General features: G+C 68.7%; 17 protein-coding genes. 9 read left to right on the top strand and 8 right to left on the bottom strand.

All coding sequences use genetic code 11. The features are described 5' to 3' along the window. The first annotated feature begins 49 nt into the window (after positions 1-49). The 3 genes from ABQF13_RS05400 to ABQF13_RS05410 are packed head-to-tail and all read left to right on the top strand — an operon-like array spanning position 50 to position 3,515. Positions 50-1,612 (top strand): S53 family peptidase, encoded by a 1,563-nt coding sequence (locus ABQF13_RS05400; RefSeq protein ID WP_448392021.1) that lies wholly within the window; start codon positions 50-52, stop codon positions 1,610-1,612. After that, on the top strand, positions 1,609-2,790 hold the full coding sequence (locus tag ABQF13_RS05405; protein WP_448391694.1) for a zinc ribbon domain-containing protein: 1,182 nt from the start codon (positions 1,609-1,611) through the stop codon (positions 2,788-2,790). Before ABQF13_RS05400 ends, ABQF13_RS05405 begins: the two co-directional genes overlap by 4 nt. Further along, on the top strand, positions 2,787-3,515 hold the full coding sequence (locus ABQF13_RS05410) for a hypothetical protein (protein ID WP_448391695.1): 729 nt from the start codon (positions 2,787-2,789) through the stop codon (positions 3,513-3,515). Before ABQF13_RS05405 ends, ABQF13_RS05410 begins: the two co-directional genes overlap by 4 nt. 104 nt (positions 3,516-3,619) lie before the next feature. Here ABQF13_RS05410 and ABQF13_RS05415 read toward each other — a convergent pair whose 3' ends face one another. The 3 genes from ABQF13_RS05415 to ABQF13_RS05425 all read right to left on the bottom strand — a co-directional run bounded on the left by ABQF13_RS05415 (position 3,620) and on the right by ABQF13_RS05425 (position 6,792). Continuing rightward, the gene (locus ABQF13_RS05415) at positions 3,620-5,809 is read right to left on the bottom strand and encodes an elongation factor G-like protein EF-G2 (RefSeq protein ID WP_448391696.1); all 2,190 of its coding nucleotides are present in this window, start codon (positions 5,807-5,809) and stop codon (positions 3,620-3,622) included. An 82-nt stretch (positions 5,810-5,891) separates the two neighbouring features. After that, positions 5,892-6,299, bottom strand: a complete 408-nt coding sequence (locus ABQF13_RS05420; RefSeq protein WP_448391697.1) for a TIGR03668 family PPOX class F420-dependent oxidoreductase — start codon at positions 6,297-6,299, stop codon at positions 5,892-5,894. A gap of 13 nt (positions 6,300-6,312) precedes the next feature. Further along, a complete protein-coding gene (locus ABQF13_RS05425; RefSeq protein ID WP_448391698.1) occupies positions 6,313-6,792 on the bottom strand; it encodes a hypothetical protein in 480 nt (159 codons plus the stop codon). Between the two features lie 88 nt (positions 6,793-6,880). Here ABQF13_RS05425 and ABQF13_RS05430 point away from each other — a divergent pair, with 88 nt between their 5' ends. Continuing rightward, entirely contained in the window at positions 6,881-8,005 is a 1,125-nt protein-coding gene (locus ABQF13_RS05430; RefSeq protein ID WP_448391699.1) for an ABC transporter substrate-binding protein, read from the top strand. A 115-nt stretch (positions 8,006-8,120) separates the two neighbouring features. Here ABQF13_RS05430 and ABQF13_RS05435 read toward each other — a convergent pair whose 3' ends face one another. Next, positions 8,121-8,618 (bottom strand): MarR family winged helix-turn-helix transcriptional regulator, encoded by a 498-nt coding sequence (locus ABQF13_RS05435; RefSeq protein ID WP_448392022.1) that lies wholly within the window; start codon positions 8,616-8,618, stop codon positions 8,121-8,123. A gap of 80 nt (positions 8,619-8,698) precedes the next feature. On the opposite strand from ABQF13_RS05435, the gene ABQF13_RS05440 reads away from it, so the two are divergent. Beyond that, positions 8,699-9,229, top strand: coding sequence for a copper chaperone PCu(A)C domain-containing protein (locus tag ABQF13_RS05440; RefSeq protein WP_448391700.1), 531 nt, complete (start codon positions 8,699-8,701; stop codon positions 9,227-9,229). Then, positions 9,226-9,675 (top strand): hypothetical protein, encoded by a 450-nt coding sequence (locus ABQF13_RS05445; protein WP_448391701.1) that lies wholly within the window; start codon positions 9,226-9,228, stop codon positions 9,673-9,675. Before ABQF13_RS05440 ends, ABQF13_RS05445 begins: the two co-directional genes overlap by 4 nt. A gap of 1 nt (position 9,676) precedes the next feature. Here the strand turns inward: ABQF13_RS05445 and pyrE are convergent, their stop codons facing one another. After that, a complete protein-coding gene (pyrE, locus tag ABQF13_RS05450) occupies positions 9,677-10,246 on the bottom strand; it encodes an orotate phosphoribosyltransferase (RefSeq protein ID WP_448391702.1) in 570 nt (189 codons plus the stop codon). A 15-nt stretch (positions 10,247-10,261) separates the two neighbouring features. Continuing rightward, positions 10,262-11,062 (bottom strand): HugZ family pyridoxamine 5'-phosphate oxidase, encoded by an 801-nt coding sequence (locus ABQF13_RS05455; RefSeq protein WP_448391703.1) that lies wholly within the window; start codon positions 11,060-11,062, stop codon positions 10,262-10,264. 80 nt (positions 11,063-11,142) lie between these two features. On the opposite strand from ABQF13_RS05455, the gene treS reads away from it, so the two are divergent. Next, complete coding sequence (gene treS, locus ABQF13_RS05460) at positions 11,143-12,945, top strand: maltose alpha-D-glucosyltransferase (protein WP_448391704.1); 1,803 nt, start codon at positions 11,143-11,145, stop codon at positions 12,943-12,945. After that, entirely contained in the window at positions 12,942-14,324 is a 1,383-nt protein-coding gene (locus ABQF13_RS05465; RefSeq protein WP_448391705.1) for a maltokinase N-terminal cap-like domain-containing protein, read from the top strand. Before treS ends, ABQF13_RS05465 begins: the two co-directional genes overlap by 4 nt. A gap of 18 nt (positions 14,325-14,342) precedes the next feature. Here the strand turns inward: ABQF13_RS05465 and ABQF13_RS05470 are convergent, their stop codons facing one another. Beyond that, positions 14,343-15,416: a cellulase family glycosylhydrolase gene (locus tag ABQF13_RS05470; protein WP_448391706.1), complete on the bottom strand. Its 1,074-nt coding sequence runs from the start codon at positions 15,414-15,416 to the stop codon at positions 14,343-14,345. A gap of 169 nt (positions 15,417-15,585) precedes the next feature. After that, positions 15,586-16,146, bottom strand: a complete 561-nt coding sequence (locus tag ABQF13_RS05475) for a TetR/AcrR family transcriptional regulator (protein WP_448391707.1) — start codon at positions 16,144-16,146, stop codon at positions 15,586-15,588. A 301-nt stretch (positions 16,147-16,447) separates the two neighbouring features. Between ABQF13_RS05475 and ABQF13_RS05480 the strand changes: the two genes are divergently transcribed. Beyond that, positions 16,448-16,804 carry a hypothetical protein gene (locus ABQF13_RS05480; protein WP_448392023.1) on the top strand — a complete coding sequence of 119 codons (357 nt, stop codon included), beginning with the start codon at positions 16,448-16,450 and terminating at the stop codon, positions 16,802-16,804. Positions 16,805-16,807: the final 3 nt, after the last annotated feature.

Below are 16,807 nucleotides of genomic sequence, written 5' to 3' on the forward strand. Positions count from 1 at the left end.
CGATCGTTCTCGACGGACGCTGACGTCCGTGGGTGCGGGGCGACTCGGCATGCTCGCGCTGCTGGCGGCGAGCATGCTGATGTTCGCCGCCGACCTGCGCCCGTCGGCCCAGCACGACGGCACCATCACCGGGCCCTACGCCCATCTGCTGGCCAGCTCGACCGACCTGGGACCCTCGCAGGACGGCGACGCCCAGCTGACCCTGGCCCTGCACCGCCGTGACCGCCCGGCCGCGGTGTTCGCCTGGGCCGGCCACGCGGGTCTGGCCGTCCGATGGCAGCAGGGCGACAACTGGGCCGTCGTCGAGGGCACGGCGCAGCACCTGGCGCGCGCCTTCGACGTCGAGGTGCGCGACTACCGCGGCCGGCGCGGGCAGGTGTTCTATGCATCCCCGCAACAGCCGCAGCTCCCCGAGGCGCTGCGCGGCGATGTCGCGGCGGTCGGCCGGATCCTCGGCTACATACCGCACCACACCTCGCAGCTGCCGATGGTGCCGCTGGACGTGCCGGACAAGGGGCTGTCGCCGGCCGCGCTGCGCCACGCCTACAACGTCGACCCGCTGACCGCCGACGGCTACACCGGCAAGGGCGTCACGATCGTCTTCTTCGCGTTCGACGGTTTCGAACAGGCCGACCTGGACCTCTTCGCCGACACGTTCGGGCTGCCGCGGTTCACCCCGGAATTGGTCGGCGGCGAACTCGACGCACCGCGCGGCGAAACCACCATGGACCTTCAGGTAGCCCACGCCGTGGCGCCCGATGCGCGCAAGGTCGTCGTCAGCGCCCGACCGACCGTCGCGGGCGACGGCACCTTCGAGAAGGTCGGCCAGATGTTCGCCGAGACCGCCCGCCGCTTCCCCGGCGCGGTGTGGAGCCTGTCGATCGGCTGGGGGTGCGACAAGCTGGTCACCGCCACGGACCTCGCGCCGGTGCGCTCGGCGTTGGCGGCCGCGCAGGCCGACGGCACGACGGCGTTCAACGCCAGCGGCGACCTCGCCGGGTTGGAGTGCAAAGGCGGCGACGAATGGTCCGCGCCGCCCGGGCAGGCCGATATCGGGCTGGACACCGTGGCGTCGCTGCCCGAGATCACCGACGTCGGCGGCACCACGCTGTCCACCGACGCCGACGGCCGCTGGCTGGCCGAACAGGCCTGGTTCGACGTGCCGCTGTCGGTGGGCACCGGCGGCGGGGTCTCGTCGTTGTTCGAGCGGCCCGATTGGCAGCGCGGCGTGCTGCCCGACCAGAACCCCGGCCGCAGGCTGACCCCGGACGTCGCGGCGGTGGCCGACCCGTTCACCGGGGTGCGAATCGTATTCAAACAGACCCAACTCGTCGGCGGCGGCACGTCGCAGTCGGCGCCCATCTGGGCCGGGTTGGCCGCGGTGATGAACCAGTACCTGCTCGCCAACGGCGGACAGGCGCTCGGTGAGCTCAACCCCAAGCTGTATCGCATCGCCGCGGGGGCGGCACTGCCGGCGTTTCGCGACGTGACCCTCGGCGGCAACGCGGTGGCCGACGCCGCCGCGGGTTACGACCTGGTGACCGGGCTCGGCACCCCAGATGTCGACAACCTGGTGCGAAACCTATTGGCGCTCGAGGAGTCCGGCCAATGAGCGACGACGATCAGGTGCCCACCGCCGAGTGCCGGGTGTGTCAGACCGACGTGCCCGCCGGTCAGTACTGCGGGTTGTGCGGATGTCATCTGACCCCGCGCCGCGGTGAGGGACCCGACTGGCTGCGGTTGCGCGATTTCGGTGCCGCGCCCGACGAACACCTGCTGGCGCCGTCGCCGACCAGCTCGCTGTTTCCGCATCTGCCGCAGCGCTCCCGCACCGCGTTTCGGTGGGGCCTGGCGGTCCTGCTGGTGACGCTGGCCGCTTTCACGCTGCTGCGCCTGCCCGCCGCGCTGGTCACCGTGGCCGCACTGGGACTTCCGGTGCTGTTCGTCATCTATTTGTGGGAGTCAGATGCGTTCCGCGACTTCGGTGTTCGCACGTTGGCGCTGACGGCAGTGCTGGGTGTGGGACTGGGCTTGGGTTGGGTCCTGCTGACCGAGGCGACGATCACCCGCTCGTACGAGTCGGGGCTCACCGAGGGTGTCGACTGGGACCGGATGCTGCGTGACGGGATCGCGATACCGCTCGGCGGTGTGCTGCTCATGCTGGCGCCCGCGGTGATCGTGCGGATGCTGCGGCCACCGACGCGAGAAGCGTTGGACGGCTTTGTCGTTGGCGCGCTCGGGGCGCTGTCGTTCACCGCTGCGTCGACATTGGCGCACCTGGCGCCGCAGTTCGGGACGGGCGTGGTGAGCAGGCAGCCGATGCAGAGCCTGCTGGTGGAAGCCGGCATCAGGGGCGTGGCCGAACCCGTGACGGCGGCGGCTGCGGGCGGGTTGATCGGTGCGGCGCTGTGGTTTCGGCGTCCGCCGAGCAAGCAGCAGCAGCGCCCGATGCTGGTGCGCGGTGTGCTCGTCGGGTTCGCGGTCGCGGTGCTGACGGTGTGTCTGGCGCTCGGGGTGGTCGATGCGGCCGCGCCGGCCCAGTTGCTCTTGTTGGCGATGCATCTGCTGTTGGCGGGTGTCGCGTTGTTCCTGTTGCGCGTCGGTCTGCATCTGGCATTGCTGCACGAAGCGCACGACGAAATCCAGGCCGACGAACCGCTGCTGTGCCCGCACTGCGGCCATGTGGTGCCCGATATGGCGTTCTGTCCGGCGTGCGGGGTGGCGACCAGGGCGTCGTCGCGGTCGTCGCGCAGATCCCGACGGACGATGCGGCCGGTGCGTGAGCCATGAGCGCGCCGACGGATTTCTTTCCGGGATACGCGGTTCCGGTCGGCACTTACGCGGCGCCCGCGCCGCGGCGGACGTCGCGGCGACGGCTAGTGGTGACCTGGCTGCTGGCGATCGTCGTGGTGGCCGCCGCCCTGGTGGCGTGGTCGGCGACCATCAGCAAACCCCCGGCGCGCTACGCCTGTCCGCCCGACTGTGGACGCCCGCCCACCGGTACGCCCGTCGAGGTCAACCCACGTTTCACCGCGGCCGACGGGGCGTTTTCGGTGAGCCACCCGACGCCGAGTTCGGCGTATCGCATCACCACCCAACCCAACGGGGTGACTGCGCAGTTTCTGGCAGGCGACGGCGGCACCATGCGGTTGTTCGGTCAGCCTGCGGGCGACCGTTCGGCCGAAGACATCGCCAAGGCGGTGGTGCAGAAGGCCTTCCCCGATACCCGCACCGTGTATGAGATTCCGAACGCGATGGTCGGTTACCAATCGGGCTACGGCGAGGTGGCCGACTGCTGGCCGCAGGGCGCCAACACCAGCTACTCGAGGATGCGGGTGATGGTGATGGTCGCGGTGAAGAACGATCTCGCGCTGGTGGCCGCGGCGGTGGGCCCCTACCACGAGTTCGGCCCTGACTTCGGGTTCGGCAAGCCGTCGGGCGCCAACCTCCAAATCGCTTTGGATATGGGCAAATACGTCAACAGCTTCAGTTGGCGAGGGGACCCCTCGCGGTAGGCGGTGTTGGGGCGCCGAAAGGTACGATTTGGTGGATTCGCCCGACCGGAACCGACCAAAACGTACCTTTCGGCGGGCTAATGTGCGCCGCATAATCCGCTGTCTCAGGCCGGGGCCATCACCTTGGCGGCGGCGTGCTCGGGCATCGGCTCGTAGCGGGCGAAGGCCCTGGTGAACGACCCGGCGCCGTGGGCCATCGAGCGCAGGTCGATCGCGTACCGGGTGAGCTCCACCTCGGGGATCTCCGCCTTGACCAGCGTCCGGTCCTCGCCGACCTTCTCGGTGCCCAGCACCCGCCCGCGTCGACCCGCCAGATCGCCCATCACGGTGCCCACCAGGTCGTCGGGCACCAGCACCGACACCTCGTCGACCGGTTCCAGCAGGTTCACCTTGGTGGCCGCGGCGGCTTCCCGCAACGCCAGCGCGCCGGCCATCTGAAACGCGAAGTCGGAAGAGTCCACGCTGTGCGCCTTGCCGTCGAACAGCGTGACCCGGATGTCGACGACGGGATAGCCGGCGCCCACCCCCTTTTCCATCTGCGCCCGGACCCCTTTCTCGACGCTGGGGATGAACTGGCGCGGCACGGCGCCGCCGACCACCTTGTCGACGAACTCGAAGCCCGACCCCTCCGGCAGCGGTTGCACCTCGATGTCACACACCGCGTACTGCCCGTGCCCGCCGGACTGCTTGACGTGTCGGCCATGGCCTTTGGCCTTGCCGCCGAACGTTTCCCGCAACGGCACCCGTAACTCGACGGTGTCGACCGCCACCCCGTAGCGGCGCTGCAACCCGTCGAGCACCACCCCGGAATGGGCTTCACCCATGGTCCACAACACGATCTGATGGGTTTCGCGGTTCTGCTCGATGCGCAGCGTCGGATCCTCTGCCGCCAACCGCTGCAATCCGACCGACAGCTTGTCTTCGTCGGTCTTGGCGCGCGGCTCCACCGCGACCGGCAACAGCGGTTCTGGCATGGTCCACGGCTTGAGCACCAGCGGATCGGCCTTGTCCGACAACGTATCTCCGGTCTCGGCGCGACTCAACCGGCCGATCGCGCAGATGTCGCCCGCCACCACGGACGGCGCCGGACGCTGTTGCTTGCCCAGCGGAAACGACAGCGTGCCGATGCGCTCGTCCTCGTCGTGATCCTCGTGGACGTTGGATCCGTTGTGGGCCGGCGCGCCGAAGAACGACGTGAAGTGACCCGAAACATGCACCGTCGCATCCGGATTGATGGTGCCCGAGAACACCCGCACCAGGCTGACCCGGCCGACGTACGGGTCCGAGGTGGTCTTGACGACCTCGGCCAGCAACGGACCCTGAGGGTCACACGCCAGACCGTCCCGCGCCTTGCCCTGCGGCGTGAACACCTCGGGCAGCCGATGTTCGGGTGGTGACGGGAAGGCGCTGGTGATGATCTCCAACAGTTCCAGGGTGCCGACGCCGGTGCCGCTGCAGGCCGGTATCACCGGAAAGAACGACCCGCGCGCGACGGCCTTTTCGAGATCGTCGATCAACACCGACTGGTCGATCTGTTCGCCGCCGAGGTAGCGCTCCATGAGCGTCTCGTCCTCGGACTCCTCGATGATCCCCTCGATCAGCGTGCCGCGCATCTCCTCGATCGCCTCGGCGTAGGAGGCGTCGGGCGCATGGGTGGCGGTGCGCTTGCCGTCGCCGTACTCGTAGTGCGTCTGCGACAGCAACCCGATCAACCCGGTGCATGGTCCGCCGGCGGTGCCGGCAATTGAACCGGAGTCGGCAGGCAGGTACAGCGGCAGCACCTTGTCCCCGAACGCCTGCTGGGTGGCGTCCAGCGCGGCGTCGTAGTCGGCGCGGGCGTGGTCGAGTTTGGTGATCACCACCGCGCGCGGCATGCCGACCTGGCTGCACTCTTGCCACAGCGATTTCGTCGGCTCGTCGACCTGCTCGTTGGCTGCGATCACGAACAGCGCGCAGTCGGCGGCGCGCAGTCCCGCCCGCAGTTCCCCGACGAAGTCGGCGTAGCCGGGAGTGTCGATGAGGTTGACCTTGACCCCGTCGTGTTGCAGTGACGCCAGCGCGAGCCCGACCGAACGCTGCTGGGAGATCTCGGCCTCGTCGAAGTCGCACACCGTGGTGCCGTCGACCACTGAACCGGGTCGGTTGATCACCCCGGAGGCGACCAGAAGAGATTCGACGAGTGTGGTCTTGCCGCCACCCGATGGTCCCACCAGCACCACGTTTCGGATGGCGGCCGGACTGTCCGCGGTGGGGGCGGCTCCGGCACCACCAGAAGTTGTCGTTTTGTCAGCCATGGCGTCGCCTCCTGACGGTGGTGCCTCCCACCATTCCCCGAACCGACACCGAGCACAAGGGATTCGGCGAGGTTTGACCAAGTCACGCGTGCCAGCACACCCATCGGTCGACGGCGACGGTCACCACCGGCCCGTCCAACGCAATCCGCTCGTACTGAACGTATTTGCTGCGCAGCAAGGCATAGCCGACGGCGCGGGCCGCACCGCTGTGATGCACCTCGGCCAGCCCGTCGGCGCGCACCCACCACAGCTGCGTCCAGTCGTCGTCGTAGTGATCGACGATCAGGCTCACCCGCGGGTTGGCCTCGATGTTGGCTAGCCGCCGCAGCCGTTGGGTGGATTTTCGTTTGGCGTCGACGGCGGTGTAGACGACGCCGTTGTGCACGCCGAAGACCACGGGCACCAGGTGCGGGGCGCCGTCCGCCCCGACGGTGCCCAGGGTCGCCACTGACGCTTGAGCGAACCTGGCCACGGCCTCCGAGTCGGCCATGGGTCCAGCTTATTCACGGCCGATTCGGCGCGACGCTGATCGGCCGGCGGGTCTCCTTGGTGCGGGTCACCCCGAACTCGGGTTCCTTGGTGGCCCGCGTCGACGGTGGCTCCTCGGCCGTCTGCGCGGGTGCGGTGACGATGGGTTCCGCGGTGATCTCGGCGGGCGGTTCGGCCGGCGGCGGTGGCGCTTCGGCCGGCGCGGGCGGTGGCGGCGCGGGCGCCGACGTTTCGACGCTGGTCGCCGCGGGCGTGGATGCGGCGGTGCGCGGTGCGCTGGGAGCGGGAGTCGCGGTGGGTTCTTCGGTGTCGGTGCCGGACCCGTCGAACACCAGCAGCACCCCCGAGACGACGATGGCCGCCGACGCGGCGGCGACAGCGATCCCCGCGGTCAGTGTCAGCCTGCGCCGATACCACGGCGCGGGTGCGGGTTCGAAGCGCCAGGTGTCCGGATCGAATGCGTCGAACGCCCCCGCTCCTTCGCGCTCAGCCATCCCCCGATGCTAACGCCGGTACCAGCGCCGACGTTGGCCGCGATAGGGTGCCATCGCGCTTCCCGACCACCGGAAGGTTGGCCACGATATGAAGTTCCACCTGGCGGCCCTGGCCGCCGCCGCGGTCCTGCTCGCAGGCGCGGTCGCCTGCGCCGCACCGGAGGAAGAGAGCGCAGGACAGGAAACCCAGCCCGGCGTCAACGCCGGTGAGGCCACCTCCGCGGCGGACTTCGGCGGCATGGACGGGCTCATCGCAGCCGCCAAAGCCGAAGGCGAGCTGAATGTCATTGCGCTGCCGCCGGATTGGGCCAACTACGGCACCATCATCGAGACGTTCTCCGACAAGTACGGCATCAGGGTGAACTCGGCGCAGCCGCACGCCTCCAGCCAGGAGGAAATCGACGCCGCCGCCCAGCAGAAGGGCACAAACACCGCGCCCGACGTCTTCGACCTCGGCCAGTCGGTCGCGCTGGCCAACACCGACATGTTCGCGCCGTACCGGGTCGCCACGTTCGACGACATCCCGGCGGCCTTCAAGGACCGCGAGGGCAGGTGGGTCAACGACTACGGCGGCTACATGTCGATCGGCTACGACTCCGCCAAGGTGCCCGAGGTCACCAGCGTCGACGACCTGCTCAAACCGGAGTTCCGCGGCGCGGTCGCGCTCAACGGTGACCCCACCCAGGCCGGCGCGGCCTACTCCGGGGTGCTGATGGTCGCCCTGTCGCAGGGCGGTTCGGTCGACGACATCGCGCCGGGCGTCGAGTTTTTCCGAAAGCTCAGCGAGGCGGGCAATTTCCTGCCGGTCAACCCGACGCCGGCGACCATCGAATCCGGTGAGACGCCGGTGGCGATCGACTGGAACTATCTGAACGCCACGCAGACCCAGAAGCTGCCGTCGTGGCGGGTGTTCGTGCCACCCGAGTACGCGGTGGCCGGCTTCTACTACCAGGCCATCAACAAGGACGCGCCGCATCCGGCCGCGGCCCGGCTCTGGCAGGAGTTCCTCTACAGCGACGAGGGCCAGAACCTGTTCGCCGCAGGCGGTGTCCGGCCGGTGCGCGCCGACAACATGATGACCGACGGCACCCTCGACGAGGCCGCGGCCGCCAGCCTGCCGGTCATCGACGGCCCGGTCACGGTGCCGAGCCCCGGTCAGACCGAGCAGGCCACGGCGTACCTGTCCGCGCATTGGGCCGCCGCGATCGGCTGACCGTCGGCGTCGACTGTCCGGTGTACTTGCGGTGGCCGGCGGATCACAATTAGCCCGTCATCAGCGGCGAATGCTTGCGCGCGCGCAACCGCTGTGGGTATCACAGAGGTATGACTCAGGGCGCCGGGGGCCACATCAGGGCCAAAGTCCTGGCATCGTCCTCGGGTTCGCCGGCTGCCGTGGCGAACGCGGCCATCGCCGCGCCGACCGCGGTGCGCTCACCGGGCGTCATCGTCGACAGCACCCGCTCGATCTCTTTGCGCCGCCGTCTGGTCACCTTGTCGACCAGTCGACGCCCGGCCGGGGTCAGGGTCAACGTGATGTTGCGCCGGTCGACGGTGGATTCGCGCCGGTCGAGCAGGCCGGCGTGGATGAGCCGATCACAGGTGCGGCTGGCGTTCGACGGGTTGACCCCGAGCCCGGCAGCGACCGCCCCGAGGTTCAGCGGCCCGCGTGTGTGCACCATCACCAGCACGCGCAGTTGCGGCACGGTGACGACTTCCTCGATTCCGGCCAGCGACGTCGCGACGATGCCGACGATCGCGCGGGAGGCCCGCAACACCTCGTCGACCTGGCTGGTCGACGCATCCTCGCCGCTGTGCACCGAAGTCATACCGAGAATCCTGCCGACAAGGGTTGCGCCGCCGCAACCGGGAACGGCAGCCACGACTTCCAGGTCATGGTAGGACCGCCGTGCGCAGCCAGGCGACGTCACGCGCGCTGTGCGCGGTGGGTGCGATGGTGCTGATCACGGTCACCGGCTGCACGCATGGCCCCTCGGGTCCAGCGTCGGGTTCACCCGAGGGGTCACCCGCCGGTTCACCCGGTCAGGCCACCGCTGTGGAGCACGCCTACATCGTCCCGCAGTTCATTCCCGGCAGGTGTTCGATATCGGTGGGCGGACAGGCCGACCTGCGGTTCACCGTCACCAACAACCGGCCGAGCGGAATCGAGCGGCTGCTCGACATCTCCACCGCCGCCGCCGACACCGTGCAGTACTCCTCGGAGGAGCCCGTCGAGATCGGGCCCGGCGCCTCGGTGGCGTTCGGGCAACGTCAGGTGCAACCCGTGGGCGCCAATCGGTTCGCGATTCCCGCGATCGAACTGCAGGGGTTGAACGCCGACGCGCGGCCCGGCACGTCGGTCGACGTGACGTTCGGGTTCGAGCGGCTCGGTGACGTCGACGTCCGAGTGCCGATTCAGCCGTGCCGGTCCGAGGCATGACCCAGGCAACCACCACGATGATCACGGCGGCCGCAGCCGTCCTGACGCTGGCGCTCGGCGGATGCGCCGAACCGGCAGCGCCCACCGGCACGGCGCCGGTGACCAGCTCGGCGGACAGTCAACCGCTGGGCGCCGCGACCGAACGCAGCGGCGCCGCACCGGCACTGACCGCCGACGACGTGATCCGCGCGCTCACCCGCGCGGGGCTGACCGCACCGCACCCGTTGGACACCACCGCCCAGGAGTGCGGCGTCGCGCAGTGCGAACAGTCCGTCGTCACCGACACGGTGCGGGTCAAATCGTTCGCGACCGCGGGGCAGGCGATGCGTCACGCGGTGCCGCGTGGTCTCAAACACGTTGGGCCGGTGACAGTTTCGTTCCCACCGCATATGCCGCAGGCCGAGCGGCAGCGGTACTGGTCGGTGATCACCGCGCTGATGCGCTGAGCTAGACGTCCTTGACCGGTTCGATGCCCAGATCCCGGTAGCTCACCAGCGCGACGAACGGGACACCGCGCTTGGCGAAGCGGCCGGCCGCGACGTCGCCGCGATCCACCATCGGGATGACCCCGGCGACGACGGCGCCCGCGGCGGTCACCCGGTCAAACGCGATCTCGGTGGATCCGCCGGTGCTGATCACATCGTCGACGAGCAGCACGCGGGTGCCCGGCTGCAGCCGGGTGCCTTCGATCCACTGCTCGCGGCCCCGCTGCTTCTGCTCCTTGCGTACCGAGAACCACGCCTTGCCGGTCACCATCGCGACCCCGTGCGCCAACGGGTCGGCACCCATCGTGAGCCCGCCCACCGCGTCGAACTCGATACCGTGCCCGGCGGCCAGATCGGCGACCGCGCGGCTGACGATCGTCAACCGCTCGCCGGTGTCGATCGCGTACTTACCGTCGATGTAGTCGTGGCTGAGCTGACCGCTGGCCAGCCTGAACGGCTCGGCGCGGTGCTCGTAGCCGCGGGTCTTGATGAGGTCGAACGCCGCTTGCCAGGTGTCGGGACGCCAGGACATACCGGTGATGGTATTTCAGGGCTGCCGGGCCCGACGCGTCAACTCCACGGCGGCCGCACGCAATTCGCCTACCGAATCGATCGGGGCGGCGTAGCCGATGCGGGTGTAGGCCATCCCGCGTTCGGTGGTGAGCCGCAAGTCGAGGCCGTAGCGGTCGGCGCCCGTGCAGGTCGCAGCCGTGGTGTCCGGGTAGCCGCCCAACGCCTGAGCCATCGCGACCAGCGTGTCGGCGTGGTCGGCGTTGAGGTGGGCGACGGCGCCGGCCGCGTGCGGCGCGACGGGATCAGGTTCGGCCGCGGCGTAGGCCGCACCGGTCGCCGAGTCCATCCGCCCGTAGCCGCCGACCCAGCGGACCCGGCTGACCCGCAGCACCCACAGCGTGAAGTCGCTGTAGTCGATGTAGTACTTCGCCGACGCGACGGCAGACAGGTGCGCTTCGCGGGCCGCGGCCCGTTCCTCGCCGGTCGGCGCCTCGGCGACACCCGCCAGCGTGACGCGACCGCTGGCCAGCGGGTCGGATTCGGCGTCGGGCGCGACGATCGCGATGCTCGCCCTCGGATCGTGGCCGAGGTTGCGGCCGTGCTCGGCGAGGTTGGAGACACACAGCACCGGGGCGCCGTCGAGCAGACCGTACGTCACGAACGACGCCCACGGATCGCCGTCGACGGTCAGCGTCGCCAGGGTGCCGGCGTTGGTGGATGCGGCGATGGTGCGCGCCTCCTCGGCCGCCGAAGGACGCGCGGAGTTCACGACTTTGGTCAGCGGAGGCGGGACCGAGGGAGCGTCACCCGGATCGCCATGATCACGAAGGGCCACGCCGGTACCCTACCGCCGTCGCGGCAGTCCACCGCCGGCCCGATTCGTTTTTCGCGGACGTGGGTACGTTTGAACTCGGTATGGATCAGCACAGCGGTGGACACGAACACGACCCATCCGACGGCAGCCATGTCGAGGAGGGTCCCGACGGCCGGACCGTCGAGCACCCCACCGCCGACGACTTCGGCCACGCCCGGGTGCTGCCCGAGGACCGGACGTGGTTCAAGCGCGCCGTGTTCTACGAGGTGCTGGTGCGGGCCTTCTACGACTCCAACGGCGACGGCTTCGGTGATCTGCGCGGTTTGACCGAACAACTCGACTACATCAAATGGCTTGGCGTGGACTGTCTTTGGCTGCCGCCGTTCTACGACTCCCCGCTGCGCGACGGCGGCTACGACATCCGCGACTTCTACAAGGTGCTTCCCGAGTTCGGCACGGTCGAGGACTTCGTCGACCTGCTCGACGCCGCGCACCGCCGCGGGATCCGCGTCATCACCGATCTCGTGATGAACCACACCTCGGATTCACACGCGTGGTTCCAGGAGTCGCGCCGTGACCCCGACGGGCCGTACGGCGACTTCTACGTGTGGAGCGACACCAGTGACCGCTACCGCGACGCGCGGATCATCTTCGTCGACACCGAGGAATCCAACTGGACGTTCGACCCGGTGCGTAGACAGTTCTACTGGCACCGGTTCTTCTCCCATCAACCCGACCTCAACTACGACAACCCCGCCGTGCAAGAGGCGATGATCGACGTCCTGCGGTTCTGGCTCGATCTCGGCATCGACGGCTTTCGGCTCGACGCGGTGCCCTACCTGTTCGAGCGGGAAGGCACCAACTGCGAGAACCTCCCCGAGACACACGCCTTCCTCAAACACTGCCGCAAGGTGATCGACGACGAATATCCCGGCAGTGTGCTGCTGGCCGAAGCCAACCAGTGGCCCGCCGACGTGGTGCAGTACTTCGGCGATCCCGACACCGGCGGCGACGAATGCCACATGGCGTTCCACTTTCCGCTGATGCCACGGATTTTCATGGCGGTGCGGCGCGAATCCCGGTTCCCGATCAGCGAGATCCTCGCACAGACGCCCGATATCCCGGAACTGGCGCAGTGGGCGATCTTCCTGCGCAACCACGACGAGTTGACGCTGGAGATGGTCACCGACGAAGAACGCGACTACATGTACGCCGAGTACGCCAAGGATCCGCGGATGAAGGCCAACGTCGGCATCCGCCGCCGCCTGGCGCCGCTGCTGGAGAACGACCGCAACCAGATCGAGTTGTTCACCGCGCTGCTGTTGAGCCTGCCGGGTTCACCGATGCTGTACTACGGCGACGAGATCGGCATGGGCGACATCATCTGGCTCGGTGACCGCGACGGGGTGCGCACCCCGATGCAGTGGACCCCGGACCGCAACGCCGGGTTCTCCACCGCCACACCGGGCCGGCTGTATCTGCCGCCCAACCAGGACGCGATCTACGGCTATCAGGCCGTCAACGTCGAAGCCCAGCGCGACACCTCCAACTCGCTGCTGAACTGGACGCGCACCATGCTGGCCGTGCGTCGGCGCCACGAGGCGTTCGCCATTGGCAGCTTCCACGAACTGGGCGGATCGAACCCGTCGGTGCTGACCTATGTCCGCGAGATCAACCGCGACGGCGGATCCGACACGGTGCTCTGCGTGAACAACCTGTCCCGCTTTCCGCAACCCATCGAGCTGAATCTGCAGGCCTACAGCGGGTACACCCCGATCGAGATGACCGGCTACGTCGAGTTTCCGTCCATCGGTCAGCTGCCATATCTGCTGACCCTGCCCGGCCACGGGTTCTACTGGTTCTCGTTGCGTGCTCCCGAACCCGAACCGAAAGACCAACCATGACCTTGCCGTTCGACGAATGGTTACCGCAGCAACGGTGGTACGCCGGGCGCAACCGCGAGTTGGCGTCCGTCGAACCCGCCGTCGTGGTGGCGCTGCCCGACATTGCTAATCCGGCTGCGGGTCTGGACCTCGAGCTGATGCTGCTCGACGTGTCCTACGCCGACGGCTCTGCCGAGCGCTATCAGGTGATCGTCTGGTGGGACGACGCGGGCGCTGCCGGCGGTGGCCCGATCGCGGAGTTCCTCAACGTTGCCACCATCGGCTCCGCCGCCCACGACGGTGACCGCACCGGATACGACGCGCTGTACGACCCCACCGCGGCCAAGGCGCTGCTGGCGCTCATCGACAGCTCGGCCACCGTGGGCGACGTCCGGTTCAGCAAGGAACCCGGCGTCGAGTTGCCGCTGGATTCGGTGGCGCGGTTGTCGAGCGCCGAACAGAGCAACACCAGCGTGGTGTTCGAAGAAGACGCCATCCTCAAGGTGTTTCGTCGCATCAGTCCCGGCATCACCCCCGACATCGAGCTGAACCGGGTGCTGGCCGACGCGGGCAACCCGCACGTGGCCCGGTTACTCGGCTCATACGAGGCGCGGTGGAACGGTGAACCGTATGCGCTGGGCATGGTCGCCGAGTTCGCCGCCAACTCCGCCGAGGGCTGGAATATGGCCACGACGAGCACCCGCGACCTGTTCGCCGAGGGTGACCTCTACGCCGACGAAGTCGGCGGCGACTTCGCCGGCGAGTCCTACCGGCTCGGTGAGGCGGTTGCGTCGGTGCACGCGACGCTGGCCGACCGGCTGGGCACTGAGACGACCGTGTTTCCGACGGATGCGGTGACCGCGCGGCTGCACGCGTCGGCCGAGGCGGTGCCCCAACTGCAGCAGTATGTTTCGTTGATCGAGGAGCGGTACCGCAAGCTCGCCGACGAGCCGATCACCGTGCAGCGCATCCACGGCGACCTGCACCTCGGGCAGGTGCTGCGCACCCCGGAACGCTGGCTGCTGATCGACTTCGAGGGGGAGCCCGGCCAGCCGTTGGAGGAGCGCCGCCGGCCCGACTCCCCGCTGCGTGACGTGGCCGGGATCCTTCGGTCCTTCGAATATGCCGCCTACCAACGCCTGATGGACCAGTCCTCGGAGTCCGGCGCCGAGGACCGCGACCGCCAACTGGCTGCGCGCGCCCGCGAGTGGGTGGACCGCAACGCCGCGTCGTTCTGCGACGGCTACGCCGAGCACGCCGGCGCCGACCCGCGCGACTCGGCGGCGCTGCTAGCGGCCTACGAGCTGGACAAGGCCGTCTACGAAGCCACCTACGAGGTGCGGCACCGGCCGAGTTGGTTGCCGATCCCGCTCAAGTCGATCGCCAAGATCGTGAGCTAATCCCAGCTCTTGGCGGGTCTAGGCGAGGCTGCGCAGCACGTCGGCGGCCGGTTTGGGTGTCCAGTCCGTGCGGTAGACGCCGTAGTTGTCCTGCGGGTCGGCGCTACCGGTGCTGCGGTCGCGGGTGGTGTAGATGAACGCCGGACCCGCGCCCGGCAGCGTGCGCCACGAGACGATGAAGTCGCGGATGCGGTCCGCCTGGGTGGCCTCGCTGACCTTCGACGTCGCCTCGCCGAACTCGGTGGCCCAGATCTGCTTACCGCCGTCACCGTTGGCCCCCATCACACCGCGCAGCTGGTCGTAGAGGCCGCGCGGCGAGTTCGCCTGACCCGTGGAGAACCGGGAGGCCTCGTTGTTGGTGAACAGGTACGGGTGATAGCCCACGGCGTCGAAGTTTCCACCGCCGCCGGCCGCGTACACGCCGTTGAGATAGTCCACCGGGTTTCTGGTGATCGAGAAGAAGTTGATGGTCGGTGACAATCCGCCCAGGACCACCGTGGCGTTCGGATCGGCGCCCTTGATCGCCGGGTAGGCGGCCTTCAGCAGGTCCGCAAACCGGTCGGGCTGCGGACCCTGCGGCCCGGCCCAGAACTGCACGGCGTTGGCTTCGTTCCACAGTTCATAGGCGGCGATGCGCCCGGCGAAGTGCGATGCCATCGTGCCCGCGAACGTGCCGAACGCCTCGGCCGACGCCGGCGGTGCGGCGATCGCCGGTCCACCGCCGGTGGCCCAGCCGGGCGTGGAGTTCAACAGCGCGACGACGGCGATGCCGCGTGCGTTGGCGGCGTTGACGATGAGGTCGGCCTGACCCCAGTTCCACTCCTGCGGGGAGGGCTGGATGCCGGCCCACGGCATCATGATCCGCGCGCTGCGCACCCCGGTGTTGACCATGAGGTCCAGTTGACGGTTCACATCCTCGGGCGATAGAAACCACAGCCACGAGTCGGCGAACCCGAGCGAGGAGACGGCAGCGGTCTCGGTGACGGCATAGCTGCGGCTGTTGTCCGCGTCGGGACGAAGCATGTGGGTGAGGCCTGCCGATACCACCACCACGGCCACCAGCGCGAGGACCGTCTGTAAGAGTTTGCGCACGTTTTTCCTATCTCGGAGCTGATCTTGTTAGGTGTATCGGGATTGCCCGTGAGGAAGTTAACCAAAACCCGGCGGCGCCCAAACGGGCGGACGTCAATACCGGGATGATTGACGTTGCCGCTGATTATTGCGTGGTACGCGCCCGGTTTGCTGGCTGCCCGCGATCAGGTTACTGGCGCAGCATCAGGTCCAGCACCCGCTCACGCAGCGATGCCGACATTTCCTGGCTCGACGTCGCCTCGTGCAACAGGCCGACACCGGCGGCGAACAACACCGTCGCGCGCAAGTCGGCCTCGTCGCGCTCGAACCCGTAGTCGACGAAGGCCTGCCGGACCGCGCACAGCACGCGTTCGTCGCTGCGTCGAACGCTCGCCAGCACCGCGCCGTCGGTCAGCGCCCAGACCCGCATCGCGCGTTCCAGCGCCCAGTGGTCGGGACGCATCAGCGTCTGCAGCATCGCCGACAACCGTTGGCGCGGATCAGCTTCGAAGTTCTCCTCGAACCGGCGCCGTCGTTGGTCGTGGAGGTTGCCCCAGGCGTGCGTCAATGCCGCCCGGTATTCCGGCATATCGGTGAAGTGCCAGTAGAAGCTGCCTTTGGTGACCGACAGCCGGTCGCACAACCGGCTGATCCGCAGCGCGGCCGGACCCCCCTCGGCGAGGACCGCGAAACCGGCCTGAATCCAGTCGTCGGCCGTCACCCGCCGGCCAGCACCGGTCGGCGCCGTCATAGGGCGAGCATACGCTGGTTATTGACACCGACGAATATATTCATTGTGGCAACCGCGGCCGCCTGGTAGGCGCCGCCGCTCGTCGGCTCCTACTCCGGCCCGCCCGACCGGAGGCACCCGTTTTTAAAACCCTCGTGCCAGCGCGGCGGCCACGGTTGCTATAGCTGGGGACCATACCATACGGGCTGGTACGGAATGGCCGGTTTTGCACGGAAGTCTGCTGGCGCACAACGCTTCTGACGCCGCGCCCGACCCGGCTGCCCATCCCGGGCGTTTAGCGGCTCCGCGAGTGGGCAACCGGATGTGCGTGGAGCCCGATAACACCGAATTCGACGCCTCGCCCAACGACGCCGGCGGGGTCGACGACACCCTGCGCCCGATGGAGGCGACCGATTCCGACGACGTCCGCAACGACGAAGGCGATGAGGTGGTCGATCCGCCGGAGGAGTGGGCGGCCGCCGACCACATCGCCGCCGAACCCGACGGTGAGTCCCTCGACGAGAAGCTGGCCGCCGAGCGGCCCGACCAGACCCCGAGGCCGTCCCCGCAAGGCACCGACGACGTCGAGCGCATCGACCCCGAAAGCCACGGCCGCAGCGAGGGCGATGTCGACGGCGCGCCGGAGGATGGCAGCTCGATCTTTCCCGTCGTCGAGTAGCGG

It is taken from the genome of Mycolicibacterium sp. XJ879, from assembly GCF_053483935.1.